Annotated in this window: 12 protein-coding genes; 8 read left to right on the top strand and 4 right to left on the bottom strand. The window is 73.9% G+C overall.

Annotation, left to right across the window (positions count from 1 at the left end):
- Positions 1-207 precede the first annotated feature (207 nt).
- Positions 208-618, top strand: a complete 411-nt coding sequence (locus I4I78_RS21335; RefSeq protein ID WP_218613226.1) for a hypothetical protein — start codon at positions 208-210, stop codon at positions 616-618.
- Between the two features lie 42 nt (positions 619-660).
- Here the strand turns inward: I4I78_RS21335 and I4I78_RS21340 are convergent, their stop codons facing one another.
- Entirely contained in the window at positions 661-1,698 is a 1,038-nt protein-coding gene (locus I4I78_RS21340) for a LacI family DNA-binding transcriptional regulator (protein ID WP_218613227.1), read from the bottom strand.
- Between the two features lie 109 nt (positions 1,699-1,807).
- Here I4I78_RS21340 and I4I78_RS21345 point away from each other — a divergent pair, with 109 nt between their 5' ends.
- Positions 1,808-3,466 (top strand): glycoside hydrolase family 13 protein, encoded by a 1,659-nt coding sequence (locus tag I4I78_RS21345; RefSeq protein ID WP_218613228.1) that lies wholly within the window; start codon positions 1,808-1,810, stop codon positions 3,464-3,466.
- A gap of 6 nt (positions 3,467-3,472) precedes the next feature.
- Here the strand turns inward: I4I78_RS21345 and I4I78_RS21350 are convergent, their stop codons facing one another.
- Positions 3,473-4,474 carry an SDR family NAD(P)-dependent oxidoreductase gene (locus tag I4I78_RS21350; RefSeq protein ID WP_218613229.1) on the bottom strand — a complete coding sequence of 334 codons (1,002 nt, stop codon included), beginning with the start codon at positions 4,472-4,474 and terminating at the stop codon, positions 3,473-3,475.
- A 182-nt stretch (positions 4,475-4,656) separates the two neighbouring features.
- Between I4I78_RS21350 and I4I78_RS21355 the strand changes: the two genes are divergently transcribed.
- Together I4I78_RS21355 and I4I78_RS21360 are read left to right on the top strand one after the other, a co-directional pair.
- The gene (locus I4I78_RS21355) at positions 4,657-5,268 is read left to right on the top strand and encodes a TetR/AcrR family transcriptional regulator (protein ID WP_218613230.1); all 612 of its coding nucleotides are present in this window, start codon (positions 4,657-4,659) and stop codon (positions 5,266-5,268) included.
- A 38-nt stretch (positions 5,269-5,306) separates the two neighbouring features.
- Complete coding sequence (locus I4I78_RS21360) at positions 5,307-6,605, top strand: MFS transporter (RefSeq protein WP_226380162.1); 1,299 nt, start codon at positions 5,307-5,309, stop codon at positions 6,603-6,605.
- 7 nt (positions 6,606-6,612) lie between these two features.
- Here the strand turns inward: I4I78_RS21360 and I4I78_RS21365 are convergent, their stop codons facing one another.
- Positions 6,613-8,007: an amidase family protein gene (locus tag I4I78_RS21365; RefSeq protein WP_218613231.1), complete on the bottom strand. Its 1,395-nt coding sequence runs from the start codon at positions 8,005-8,007 to the stop codon at positions 6,613-6,615.
- 10 nt (positions 8,008-8,017) lie between these two features.
- Complete coding sequence (aroQ, locus tag I4I78_RS21370) at positions 8,018-8,590, bottom strand: gamma subclass chorismate mutase AroQ (protein WP_308252271.1); 573 nt, start codon at positions 8,588-8,590, stop codon at positions 8,018-8,020.
- A gap of 125 nt (positions 8,591-8,715) precedes the next feature.
- On the opposite strand from aroQ, the gene I4I78_RS21375 reads away from it, so the two are divergent.
- The 4 genes from I4I78_RS21375 (at position 8,716) to I4I78_RS21390 (ending at position 12,994) form a co-directional block, all read left to right on the top strand.
- Complete coding sequence (locus I4I78_RS21375; RefSeq protein WP_308252272.1) at positions 8,716-9,231, top strand: MarR family winged helix-turn-helix transcriptional regulator; 516 nt, start codon at positions 8,716-8,718, stop codon at positions 9,229-9,231.
- 147 nt (positions 9,232-9,378) lie between these two features.
- Positions 9,379-10,647 carry an FAD-dependent monooxygenase gene (locus I4I78_RS21380; RefSeq protein WP_218613233.1) on the top strand — a complete coding sequence of 423 codons (1,269 nt, stop codon included), beginning with the start codon at positions 9,379-9,381 and terminating at the stop codon, positions 10,645-10,647.
- Between the two features lie 32 nt (positions 10,648-10,679).
- Entirely contained in the window at positions 10,680-12,191 is a 1,512-nt protein-coding gene (locus I4I78_RS21385) for an MFS transporter (protein ID WP_218613234.1), read from the top strand.
- Positions 12,188-12,994 carry a xanthine dehydrogenase family protein subunit M gene (locus tag I4I78_RS21390; RefSeq protein WP_218613235.1) on the top strand — a complete coding sequence of 269 codons (807 nt, stop codon included), beginning with the start codon at positions 12,188-12,190 and terminating at the stop codon, positions 12,992-12,994. Before I4I78_RS21385 ends, I4I78_RS21390 begins: the two co-directional genes overlap by 4 nt.
- Positions 12,995-13,030: the final 36 nt, after the last annotated feature.

A 13,030-nucleotide genomic window follows, 5' to 3' on the forward strand; every position in this document is an offset into this window, starting at 1 on the left:
CCAGACAAGCACGACCCACCGACAGTCCGCCGCCCCGCGAGGTCCGCCGGACCCGAACCGTTCGCCGACACGGACACCTCGTTGATCTCGGGTCCGAACAGGACTCCGGCACGTCTCGGAGCCGCTGCACCACCTTTCACCGACGGGGAGACCACGCTCCCCCATCCCGGGTCGCGGTACCCCCGAACGTATGAGTTGACTGACCCCATGGTCACCGAACGTCGCGGGGAGTTCCCGCACCGTGACATCCGAGAGGGTGGCGTCGCAGCCCGCTTCCGGCCGCTCGCGGGCGTGGGCGACGTCCTGACCGGTGACACCGCCGCCTGCCCGGCCTCCTCCGGTGCGCCTCCGGTGTTCGCCACCGTGCCGTGGGGGTACAGACGGGCGGAGGTCGACTCCTGGGCGTCCTGGGTCGCCGCCCTGCTCGCGCACGGCCGCAACGAGACGGTGCGCGCGGACAGCGCCGAGGCCACCCTGAAGGCGACGCTCGCACGGCTGGAGCAGCTCCAGGACCGGTCGCCGGACGGTGCGAACGGCCCCACCCGGGAGCGGCCGGGCGCCGGCCCGGACGACGCGACGGGGCAGAGCCGGGGCAGGGGCACCGCAGGCGCCGAGTGACGCACCACGTCGCAGCGGACGCGCCGGCACGGCCGTGGCGCGTCACTCGGCCGCGGTGCGTCCGGCGCGGTGCGGCGGGGGGCCGGTGGTGCCGCGGACGACCAGGCGGGTCGGGAGGTCCACCCACGGTTGCGGGTCGCCGCCGGAGAGCGAGTCCAGCAGCGTGCGCGCGGCCAGCTCGCCCTGGCGGCGGACCGGTTGCGCGATCGTGGTCAGGTCCGACACCGCGGCCATCTCGTGGTCGTCGAAACCGACCACCGAGACCTGTCCCGGCACGTCGACCCCCGCCCGGCGCAGCGTCCGGACCAGGCCGAACGCCAGCTCGTCGGACATCGCGAACACGGCGGTCGGCAGCGTGGCGCAGCTGAGCAGGCGCTCCGCGGCACGGGTCCCGGCGTCGATCCCGGCGCCCTCGGCGACCACCCACTCGTCGCGGGCCGCGATGCCGGCCTCGACCAGGGCGTCGGCGAAGCCCTGGCGGCGGATCCGGGTGGTGTGCCGGCCGCAGGCCTCGTCCGGGTCGAACGAGACGAGCGCGATGTCGCGGTGCCCGAGACCGGCCAGATGCCGGACGGCGGCGCGGGCGCCCGCGCGGTCGTCGACGCCGATCCGCGGCCGCCCGGGCAGGTCCCCGCCGACGACCGTGACCGGCACGCCGAGCGAGGAGACCGCGTCGCGCTCGGCCCCGTCGAACGCCGACGCGACGACGATCAGCCCGTCCACCCGCCCGCGCACCGGCAGCGTCGCGAAGAAGTGCGCCCGACCGGCCGGGTCGCCGAGGTTGTGCAGCAGCGTGCCGAACCCGGCACCGGAGAGGACCTGCTCCACCCCGCTGATCGCCTCGGCGAAGAACCACTGCGTCGGGAACCGGGCCAGTACCCCGACCGTCATCGTCGACCCGTGCGGTGCGGGTGCGCCCGGGAGCACGTAGGCGAGCTCGGACGCGGCCCGCAGCACCCGCTCCCGGGTCGCGGCCGAGACCGAGGTGGCGCCGTGCAGCGACCGGGACACCGTCGCCGGCGACACCCCGGCGCGGCGCGCGACCTCACGCACCCCGATCCGTCCCGGCTCGTCGGTCATGTCTCCCCCGTCACCTCGTCCACGCCCATTCTGCAAGGGCGTCGACAGCTCCTGCAACACTGTGAAACAGTATGAAACAACGAGAAACAGCCAGGCACGGGGAGAGGGCATGACGACCGCGAACGACCTCGACTGGTGGCGCGACGCCGTCGTCTACCAGGTCTACATCCGCAGCTTCGCCGACGGGAACGGCGACGGCGTCGGGGACATCGCCGGACTGCGCGGCAAACTCGACCACCTGGCCCGCCTGGGCGTCGACGCGATCTGGATCAACCCCTGGTACCCGTCGCCGCTGGCCGACGGCGGTTACGACGTGGCCGACTACCGGGCGATCAACCCGGCCTTCGGCGACACCGCCCAGGCCGAGGCACTGCTCGCCGAGGCACACGAGCGCGGACTCAAGGTGCTGCTCGACATCGTGCCCAACCACCACTCGGACCGGCACGAGTGGTTCCGTCAGGCGCGCGCAGCGGCGCCCGGCTCACCGGAGCGGGAGCGCTACGTCTTCCGTCCGGGCCGCGGCCCGGACGGCGCCGAGCCGCCGAACAACTGGGAGTCGATGTTCGGCGGGCCCGCGTGGGAACGGGTCACCGAGGCCGACGGCACCCCCGGCGAGTGGTATCTGCACCTGTTCGACGTCAGCCAGCCCGACGTCAACTGGAACAGCGCCGAGGTCCGCGACGACTTCGAGACCACCCTGCGCTTCTGGTTCGACCGGGGCGTGGACGGCTTCCGGATCGACGTCGCGAACTCGATGATCAAGCAGGACGGCCTGCCGGACCTCGTCGAGGGCGTGAACGACGAGCAGGACGGCAAGCACCCCTACCTCGACCGCGACGAGGTGCACGAGATCTACCGCTCGTGGCGCCGGATCGCCGACTCCTACGACCCGCCCAGGGTGTTCGTCGCCGAGGCCTGGGTGCCCGACCCGGAGCGCCTGGCCCGCTACCTGCGTCCGGACGAGCTGCAGACGGCGTTCAGCTTCAACTTCCTGCGCGCCGCGTGGCTGGCGCCGGACCTGAAGGACAACATCGCCGAGGCGATCGCGGAGAACGACGCCGTCGGCGCGCCGGCGACCTGGGTGCTGTCCAACCACGACGTCGCCCGGCACCTGTCGCGACTGGCCCGCACGCCGGAGTCCGGCCGCGGCTACTGGCTCGACGACCTCGTCGGCAGGCCCGCCGACTTCGACCTCGGCCTGCGCCGGGCCCGCGCCGCGACCCTGCTGATGCTCGCGCTGCCCGGCACCGCGTACCTCTACCAGGGCGAGGAGCTGGGACTCCCGGAGGCGGAGGACATCCCGGAGGACCAGCTCGACGACCCGACGTGGGTGCTGTCCGGGCACACCAAGCGCGGCCGGGACGGCTGCCGGGTGCCGCTGCCGTGGTCCGGCGACACCCCGCCCTACGGCTTCTCGATCAACGCGGCGCCGGGTCGGGGCGGGTCCTGGCTCCCGCAGCCGGACGCGTTCGCCGCGTGCACGACCGAGAGGCTGGAGGCGGACCCGGAGTCGATCCTGCACCTCTACCGCGACGCCCTGACGATCCGCAGGGCGCACCCCGCGCTCGGCGTCGGCGGCCTGAGGTGGAAGGACTCGCCGGAGGGCACGTTCGCGTTCTCCCGCGACCCGGGCTTCACCGCACTGGTCAACGTCTCGTCGGCCCCGGTCTCCCTGCCCGAGGACGCCGAGGTGATGCTGGCCAGCGGACCGCTCACCCGATACGGCTCCGTCCCCGCCGACACGACGGTCTGGCTCCGCAACGCCTGAGTCCCCTCAGGCGGCGGCGGGCCAGGTGGAGAAGTGCGACCAGGCGTCGTCGCGGACGGCACGCTCGGACAGCTCCCACAGGCGGGCGGCGATGTCCGGGTCGACCGCGTGCGCGGCGACGCCCCGGTAGACGCCCGGCTCGGCGGGCGCGGCCTCGTTGACGTCCTCGAAGTACCGCCCGGTGACGCCGGACACCAGCGGTGACGCGGCCAGCAGCACCGACGTGGCCGCGCCCTGCTCCGGCGTCTTCCACCGTGGGATCTCCTGCGGTGCACCGGCACCGGCACCGGCCTGCATGCGCAGGCGGGCCAGGTCGGCGTCGGAGAGGTGGCGCTGCAGGCCGGTGCGGATGCCGCCGGGGGTCAGCGCGTTGACGCTGATCCCGTCGTCGGCCCAGCGCCGCGCCGCCTCGACCGCGAACAGGACGTTCGCCGACTTCGACCGCGCGTAGGCCTCCGAACGGTCGTAGGGGCGGTCCAGGAAGTGCGGGTCGTCGAGGTCGACACCGGCGCGCAGGTGCGCGGTCGAGCTGACCGAGACGATCCGCGCGCCGTCGACGGCGGTCAGGGCCCAGTGCAGGCCGGTGGCCAGCTCGAAGTGGCCCAGGTGGTTCGTCGCGAACTGCAGCTCCCGGCCCGCGGCGGTGCGGGTCTCCGGCGTGGCCATCACCCCGGCGTTGTTCACGAGCATGTGCAGCGGCCCGTCCCAGAGCCGGACGAAGCGGGCGACCGAGGACGGCTCGGCCAGGTCGAGCTCGCCGACGCGGACCATCGGGTTGCCGGTCATCTCGGCGATCTCGGCGCGGGCGCGCTCGCCGGCGTCGACGTCGCGGACGGCGAGGGTGACCTCGGCGCCGGCACCGGCCAGGGCACGCGCGGTCTCGTAGCCGATGCCGGAGGCGGCGCCGGTGACCACGGCGCGGCGGCTGGAGAGGTCGACGCCGGCCAGGACCTCGTCAGCGGTGGTCTCGGCGCCGAACGGGGTACGAAGGAGTGTGGGCGCAGTCATGGTGGGGTTCCCGTCTGCGAGGGGTCGCCGGAAAAGCAGGCCCGGGGCATAGAATCGGAGGATCCTCCGGTACGAGGAGAACTCTAAACGGAGTACCCTCCGGTTGGCAAGCCGAAATCTGAACTACGCTGATCACCGACGTCGCCGTCGCGGGGCGGTGTCGTCGCGGAGAAGGGGCCCTCATGTCCACCAGCACGCGCCGTGGGATGCGCGCCGACGCCGCTCGCAACCGCGAGCTGCTGCTCGACGCCGCCCTGGCCGCCTTCGCCGCGGACGGGACCGACGCGACGCTGGACGGCATCGCGAAGTCCGCCGGCGTCGGGATCGGGACGCTCTACCGGCACTTCCCCACCCGTGAGGCACTGGTCGAGGCCGTCTACCGGAACGAGCTGGACCGGCTCTGCGACGCCGCGGACGACCTGTTGACGCGGATGCCCGCCGATGCGGCCCTGCGCGCGTGGATGGACCGGTTCGTCGACTACATGGTGACCAAGAAGCACATGGCCGACGCCCTGCGCGCGGTCGTCGCCAGCGGCGGGACGCCGTTCGCGCACAGCCGGGAGCGGATGGGCGCCGCCGTCGGACGCCTGCTCGCCGCGGGTGCCGCGGACGGCACGCTCCGCCCGGACCTCGCGCCGTCCGACGTCACCGAGCCGGGCGCGACGACCTGCGTCGGCGGCTCCGACGTGCTGGTCGGCATGAGCGGGGTCTGCATGACCGCGAACGAGCCGGACGGCCGCGCCCAGGCCGGACGGCTGCTGGACCTGCTGGTGGAGGGCCTGCGCGCCCGCTAGGTGCTCCGCACACGTGAGCATCGCTTACGATGCCGCGCATGGAGTCGGGGGTGGGCGCCGAGACGGTGCCGCAGGTGTCCATGGGGCGGATCGCGGTCGCCGGTTTCATCGGCACCACGATCGAGTTCTTCGACTTCTACGCCTACGGGATCGCCGCGGCGCTGGTGCTCAACGCGGCGTTCTTCCCGAACCTCGACCCGGTCGCCGGGACGCTCGCCGCGTTCTCCACCTACGCCGTCGCGTTCCTGTCCCGCCCGCTCGGCTCGGCGCTGTTCGGGCACTGGGGCGACCGGATCGGCCGCAAGTCGATGCTCATCGCCTCGCTGCTGACGATGGGACTGTCCACCGCGCTGGTCGGGGCACTGCCCGGCTACGCGACGCTCGGGGTGTTCGCGCCGATCCTGCTGGTGGCGCTGCGGTTCGTGCAGGGCATCGGCCTCGGCGGGGAGTGGGGCGGCGCGGCGCTGCTGGCCGCCGAGCACGCCCCGCCCGGCAAGCGCGGCCTCTACACGCTGTTCCCGCAGCTCGGGCCGGCGATCGGGTTCATCCTCGCCAACGGCGTGTTCCTCGGCCTGAGCATCGGCATGGACTCCGCGACGTTCGCGGCGTGGGGCTGGCGGATCCCGTTCCTGGCCAGCGCACTGCTGGTGCTGGTCGGACTGCTGGTCCGGCTCGGGATCGCCGAGTCGCCGGTGTTCCGCCGCGCCGCTCCGACTCGCGTTCCGCTGGTGGGCCTGCTGCGCCACCAGCCGCGCGAGCTGCTGCTCGGCTCCGGCGCGATGATCGTCCAGTACGCGCTGTTCTACACCGCGACGACGTACTGCCTGTCCTACGGCACGTCGGTGCTGAAGATCCCGCGCACCGAGATGCTGTTGCTCACGATGATCGCGGTGATCTTCCTCGGGGTGTTCACCGCGGGCAGCTCACTGGCCTCGGACCGCTTCGGACGCCGACGCGTGGTGCTCGCCGGCTGCGTCGCGGGGGTCGTCTGGGGGCTGGTGATGTTCCCGCTGCTCGACACCCGCTCGCCGGTGCTGGTCGTGGTGGCTCTCGGTGGCGCGCTGGCGATCATGGGCCTGTCCTACGGCCCGATGGCCGCCTACCTGCCGGAACTGTTCGACACCCGGCACCGCTACAGCGGCGCGTCGATGGCCTACAGCCTCGGCGGCGTCCTCGGCGGCGCCGTCCCGCCGCTGGTGGCCACGGCGCTGCAGGCGAGCCTGGGCAGCATCGCGATCGGCGGGTTCATCTCCCTGCTGGCGGTACTGAGCCTGTTCTGCGTGCTCGCCCTGCGCGAGACCCGCGACGACGACCTGGACACGGTCGGCACCGCATAGCGCGCCGTCAGTGGTGCGGCGGGCGCCGGTAGCCGCCACACAGGTCGGCGACCAGGCCGGCCACCGCCACCGCGCGCCGGTCCTGCAGGTACGGCGCGACGACCTGGACCCCCGCCGGCAGGCCCGCCGCGGTCGTCCCGACCGGGGCGACCGCCGAGGGCAGCTCCAGCAGCCCGATCATCCCCGGCCAGTCGACGAGCCGGGCGTCGGAGAGCTCGCCGCCCTCGATCGGGATCATGCGGGTGCCGAACCGGCCCTGCGTCGCGTGCGCGAACGCCGTGGTGAACGTGACCGGGCAGAGCAGCACGTCGACGTCGGCGAACCACCGCGCCCAGGCCCCGGTCATCGCCGCGCGTGCGGCCTGCGCGCGCAGCCACTCCCGGTGCCCGCCGGCCATCGGGACGGCGAGCTCGTCGGGCAGCGAGGGCGACACCGCGGCCGCCAGCAGCTGCTGGTAGAGCCCGAGCTGCTCGGCCGGGTCCACCGGCGGCTGCGCCTCGGCCACCCGCGCCCCGGCGCCGGCGAGCCGGTCGGCGACGCCTCGCAGCACGGCCGCGTACGCGGGGTCGACCGGCAGTGCCGGGTGCTCGGACCAGAGCGCCACCCGCAGGTCGCGCAGGCCGGTCACCCGCGGCTCGGGCAGCTCCACCCGCCAGGCCGGGGAGCGCCGGGGCGAGGGCGCGGCGAGGACCCGCAGCAGCAGGTCCAGGTCGTCGGCGCCGCGGGCGAGCGGGCCGAACACGTTGATGTCGGCCTCGACGGCGCCGCCCCCGACCTGGTCGAGGTAGCCCGACGTGGGGACCAGCCCGAAGCTCGGCTTGAGCCCGAACACGCCGCAGAAGTGCGACGGGACCCGGATCGAGCCACCGATGTCGGTCCCCAGCTCGAACGCGGTCAGCCCGGCGGCGACGGCGGCCGCGGCCCCGCCGGAGGAGCCGCCCGGCGTCCGGGCGAGGTCCCACGGGTTCGACGTGGTGCCGAACAGCTCGTTCGTCGTCTGCAGCTCGACCGAGAAGCGCGGCACGTTGGTCCGGCCGAACACGACCGCGCCGGCCTCGCGCAGCCGCGCCACCGCCGGTGCGTCGGCGTCCGGGACGTGCTCGGAGAGCTCGGTCGCGCCGCCGGTGCAGCGCATCCCGGCCACCTCGATCGCGTCCTTGACGGTGATCGGCAGCCCGTGCAGCGGGCCGCGGGAGTGCCCGCGCGCCGTCTCGTCGGCGCAGGCCGCGGCCTCGGCACGGGCCCGCTCGGCGTCGACGGTGACCACGGCGTCGAGCTCGCTGGACGCCACCCGCCCGAGGTAGACCTCCAGCAGCTCCCGGCTCCCGGTCTCCCGATCGCGCACCGCCCGCGCCAGCCGGGTCGCCGTCCAGGTCGCCACGTCGTCCGTCACGACGATCATGCTGGCACGCTCAGGATGTGCCGCACACGGACCGGAGGGCGACATCGAGCGCCTCCCGGTGCAGCGCGTCGCCGGGGACGGCCGCCGCGTCCGCCGACAGCGCCGCCGGGCACCCGGCACCCGCCCGCACCGGCGAGGTGGCGCGCAGCCCGGCCACCATCTGCGCGCCGATCCGGTCCAGCTCCGGGCGGACGGCGCCGAGGTCCGGACGGGCGCGCGGGCGCAGGTCCACGCGGTCGGCCCAGAGCCGGAACAAGCCCCGCTGCACGACCTTGCTGGCCTCGATCTGGTCCCGGAAGAACGTCTGCGCGCGGGCCGGGTCGAGGCCCTCGCGCGAGGCCACCGCGGCGGCGTCGTCGACCACCCGCCGCTCCCGGGCCGGGTCCTCGATCGGCGACGGGGTGCCGAACTTGGCGGCGGCGACGGTGTCGGACAGCGCGATCCGGCGCGCGGCCAGGCGCGTCAGGTCGGTCAGTGCGGGCCCCGGCGTCGCGGCCGGGCCGGCCGGGGTTGCCGGGGACGGCGGCCCTGCCGCGCACGCCGCCGTCGCCAGCAGCATCGCGAGTCCCGACAGAAGACCCACGCCCGCACCCCGCACACGCCGAGCCTACGACCCCGGGGCCCCGGCCCGCCGACGCGCGCCGCGCCCGCTCACCGCGCGTGGCCCGGACCGTCCGGATAATGATCCGGACACGTACCATCTCGCAGGTGACCAGCGCGAGCAGAACGGGGACCGGCGGGGCACGCGGACAGAACGGTCGTGGGACCCCTCCGGGGCCGCCGTCCGACCTCGTCGCCGCCCCGGGCTACGGGGCCCGACGGCTCTACCAGGCCTATCTGGCCGCATGGAACCGGCACGTCGACCCGGTCCTGACCGGCCCCCAGTTCGCGGTGCTCTCCGCCGTGCGTGCCTACCCGGACTCCGACCAGAGCTCGCTGGCCGGCACGGTCGCCCTCGACACGTCCACCATGGCCGACGTGTGCCGTCGGATGGAGCGCCGCGGGCTGATCCGGCGTGTCGAGTCCCCGCACGACGCCCGCCGCAAGCTGCTCTCGCTGACCGCCGAGGGCGAGGAGACGTTCGCCGAGGCCACCCGCCGGACGCGGCGGCTCGACGAGGCGCTGCTCGACGGGTGCCCGCCCGAGCTGCGCGCGGGACTCGCCGAGCTGCTCAACACCCTCGGCGAGCGCTGGGAGTCCGTGGCGGCGCGCGACCTCCCCTGATCCGGGTTACGGCGGTGTGTCCGCCGGTATCGCCGCGGGGTCAACTGACCGAAAACTCTTGCGTCCTCGGATAGTACGTGCTCGGATTAGTTCCGCACGGACGAGCGGCCCGGATCACAGGGCCAATGCGATGACGAGGAGGCTGACGTGGCGCCGAGCCAGTCGTTCCAGGTCACGATCGCCGGCGGTGGCCTGGGCGGTCTCACCGCGGCGCTGTCGCTGCGCCAGAAGGGCCTACGGGTCACGGTGCTCGAGGCGGCGTCGGAGCTCGGTGAGGTCGGGGCGGGGATCCAGACCGCGCCGAACGCCAGCCGGATCCTGATCGGGCTCGGCCTGCGCGCGCAGCTCGAGCGGATCCACACCGAGCCCCAGGACCAGGTCCGCAGGCGCTGGGCGGACGGCAGCATCATCGCCCAGCTCCCGCTCGCGCAGCGGGTGGTCGACACCTACGGCGCGCCCTACTGGCACTACCACCGCGCCGACCTGCACCGCGTGCTGCTCGACGCCTGCCTCGACCCGGACGGCCCCGGGCCGGTCGTGGACGTGCACACCGACGCGAAGGTCGTCGAGATCGACCGCGCCGACCCGTCCCGGCCGGTGGCGGTCACCGCCCGCGGCGCCCGGTTCGACGGCGACGTGCTCGTCGGCGCGGACGGCATCCGCTCCGCGGTGCGCGACCTCGCCGGGTTCGACGACACCCTGGTGTTCTCCGGCGAGATGGCCTACCGCGCGCTGATCCCGGGCGAGATGATCGTCGCCGACCCGGCCACCCGGTTCCTGGCCGACCGTTACCACTCCACGATCTGGTACGGCCCGGACAAGCACCTGGTGCACTACATGATCCGCGGCGGGGAGTACCTCAACGTCGTCGCGATCGTGCCCTGCACCCCGGACGTGGAGCGGAACTGGAGCGGCCCGGCCTCGGCCGAGGAGCTGGCGGCCGAGTACCCGGACTGGGACGACCGCGTCCCGGCGATGCTGTCCAAGGCCAAGGACGACGTCTCGGTCTGGGCGCTCTACCGGCGCCGGCGCGACCCGGTCTGGGTCGACGGCCGGGTCGCACTGCTCGGCGACGCCTGCCACGCGATGCTCCCCTACCAGGCCCAGGGCGCGTCGCAGGCGATGGAGGACGGCGCGGTGCTGGCCGAGGAGCTCGGCGCGGCCGGGCGGGACGGCGTCGACGCCGCACTGGCGCGCTACGTCGACCGGCGCGCCAAACACGCCGGCATGGTGCAGGACGCCTCCTGGGCGAACATGGACTTCTACCACCTCCCCGACGGCCCGGAGCAGCGCGAGCGCGACGCCAAGCTGCGCCGCTTCGACGGCGAGTCCGACGTCTCCTACGACTGGCTCTGGCGCGGCAGCCCGCTGCGCGACCCGGACAACGAGGCGCTGACCTACCAGTTCGCGCGCTGACCTCTCTTCCACCCTCCAGACAGGAGCCCACCATGCGTACCGGAGACCAGGTCGTCCAAGACCTGCCCTGGCGGTGGAACGTGCAGGGCAAGATCTTCATCATCGGCGGCCTCGGCTACATGTTCGACGCCTGGGACGTCGCCCTCAACGGCTTCCTCACCCCGCTGCTGGGCACCGAGTTCGGCCTGTCCACCGGCCAGCGCGGCCTGGTCGCGACGGCCAACCTGATCGGCATGGCGGTCGGCGCGATCGCCTGGGGCACGATCGCGGACCGGATGGGCCGCAAACAGGCCTTCAGCATCACGCTGATGATCTTCGCCTTGTTCTCCGTGCTCGGGGCGCTGTCGCCGAGCTGGGAGATCTTCCTGGTGCTGCGGTTCCTGGCCGGAGTCGGCCTGGGCGGCTGCATCCCGGTCGACTACGCGATCGTCAGCGAGTTCTCCCCGCGCAAGCAGCGCGGCAAGGTGCTGGCCGCGATGGACGGCTGGTGGCCGATCGGCACCACGCTCGCCGGGCTCACCGCGACCCTGCTGGTCCCGGTGGACGGCAACTGGCGCTGGATGCTGGCGTTGATGGTGCTGCCCGCGCTGCTGCTGTTCTGGATCCGCCGGGGTGTTCCGGAGTCGCCGATCTACCTGGCCCGCACCGGTCGTGAGGCCGAGGCGCGGACCGTCATCGACGACATGGTCGCCCGGACCGGGGCGGCGCCGGAGCCCTACGAGATCCCGACCGTGGTCCCGGTTCCGGCGGCCTCGCGCAAGCGGGGCCTGGCCGCCGCGGCCGAGCAGCTCAAGCTGGTGTGGGCGTTCAACCCGAAGGTCACCGGCGTGGCCTGGGCGCTGTTCATCTCGGTGATGGTCGTCTACTACGCGGCGCTGAGCTGGATGCCCTCGATCCTGCGTGCGCAGGGCATGGGCGAGGTCGCGGCGTTCGGGTCCACCACGGTGATGAACGCGGTCGGCATCCTCGGCGTGATCGTGGCGGTGCTGCTGGTCGAGGTCGTCGGTCGCAAGTGGGTGATCGGGGTCGCGGCGCCGCTGGCCGCGCTGTCGCTGGTGGTCTTCTCGCTGGTACTGGAGTCGTCCACGGCGGCGATCGTGATGATCGCGGTGTTCGGGTTCTTCGCCCTGGTGGTGATCCCGGTGATGTACGCCTACGTCTCCGAGCTGTACCCGACCGAGCTGCGCGCCAGCGGTTTCGGCTGGGCGTCGTCGATGAGCCGGGCGGTGACCGGGTTCGTGCCCCTGGTGTTCGGCAGCCTGCTCTGGCCGGTGCTGGGCCTGCCGCTGACGTTCTCGCTGATGGGCGTGATCGTGCTGGGCGCGGTGGCCTACATGGCGCTGTGCGCGCCGGAGACGAAGGGCCGGGAGCTGGACCGGATCACCGTCGACGGTCCGGTCGGTGCCGCCACCGCCGGCGACCCCGCCACCACCGGTAGTTCGGCCACGGCCGGTGACCCCGCCACCGCCGGCAATCCGGCCACCGCCGGCGACCCCGACACGGCCGGTGACGCCGCCACCGCCGAGAGCACCCGCACGCCGTGAAGCCGGCCGCCTTCACCTACCACCGCGCGCACTCGGTCGCGGGCGCGGTGGAGCTGCTCGCCGAGCTGGGCGAGGACGCGAAGATCATCGCCGGCGGTCAGAGCCTGGTCGCGATGATGAACTTCCGCCTCGCCCGGCCCGAGCACCTGGTCGACATCACGCACCTGGACGGCCTGTCCGGCATCCACCGTGACGGCGGCGCGCTGCGGATCGGCGCCCTGACCACGCACCGGGCGATCGAGAAGACCGACCTCGGCCCGGAGCACCGGGTGCTCTCCGCCGCGATGCGCTGGGTCGGTCACCTGCCGATCCGCACCCGCGGGACGGTCGGCGGCTCCCTCGCGCACGCCGACGCCACCGCCGAGTGGTGCGTGCTGGCCGTGCTGCTGGACGCGGTCGTCGTCGCGCACGGCCCGTCCGGGCGCCGCGAGATCGCCGCCCGCGAGTTCCTCCTCGGGCCGTTCACCACGGCGCTGGAGCCGGACGAGATGGTCGTCGAGGTCGTGTTCCCCCGGCCCGCCCGCCGGGCCGCGCTCACCGAGTACGCGGACCGGCGCGGGGACTTCGCGATCGTCGCGTCCGCTGTGGACCTCGATGCCCCCGGCGGGGCGTCGGTCGTGCTCGGCGGGGTCGGCCCGGTCCCGGTGACGGTGCGTCCGACCGGCACCGGCCCCACGGCCATGGCCGACGAGGTTGCCGCGGCGATCGATCTGCGCGACGAGCCGGGGATCAGCGCGCACTACCGCCGCGGCCTGGTCCGCACCCTGACCGCCCGCGCGTTCGAGGAGGCCGCTACCCGATGACCGAAACCACTCCCATCCCCCGCCACCGCCCGCCGG

This window comes from Pseudonocardia sp. KRD291 (genome assembly GCF_019263595.1).
GTDB lineage: Bacteria > Actinomycetota > Actinomycetes > Mycobacteriales > Pseudonocardiaceae > Pseudonocardia.

Excerpts from the sequence above, each read along its gene's own strand:
- I4I78_RS21335 (WP_218613226.1), top strand. The coding sequence starts at position 208 with ATGGTCACCGAACGTCGCGGGGAGTTCCCGCACCGTGACATCCGAGAG.
- I4I78_RS21340 (WP_218613227.1), bottom strand. The coding sequence starts at position 1,698 with ATGACCGACGAGCCGGGACGGATCGGGGTGCGTGAGGTCGCGCGCCGC.
- I4I78_RS21345 (WP_218613228.1), top strand. The coding sequence starts at position 1,808 with ATGACGACCGCGAACGACCTCGACTGGTGGCGCGACGCCGTCGTCTAC.
- I4I78_RS21350 (WP_218613229.1), bottom strand. The coding sequence starts at position 4,474 with ATGACTGCGCCCACACTCCTTCGTACCCCGTTCGGCGCCGAGACCACC.
- I4I78_RS21355 (WP_218613230.1), top strand. The coding sequence starts at position 4,657 with ATGTCCACCAGCACGCGCCGTGGGATGCGCGCCGACGCCGCTCGCAAC.
- I4I78_RS21360 (WP_226380162.1), top strand. The coding sequence starts at position 5,307 with ATGGAGTCGGGGGTGGGCGCCGAGACGGTGCCGCAGGTGTCCATGGGG.
- I4I78_RS21365 (WP_218613231.1), bottom strand. The coding sequence starts at position 8,007 with ATGATCGTCGTGACGGACGACGTGGCGACCTGGACGGCGACCCGGCTG.
- I4I78_RS21385 (WP_218613234.1), top strand. The coding sequence starts at position 10,680 with ATGCGTACCGGAGACCAGGTCGTCCAAGACCTGCCCTGGCGGTGGAAC.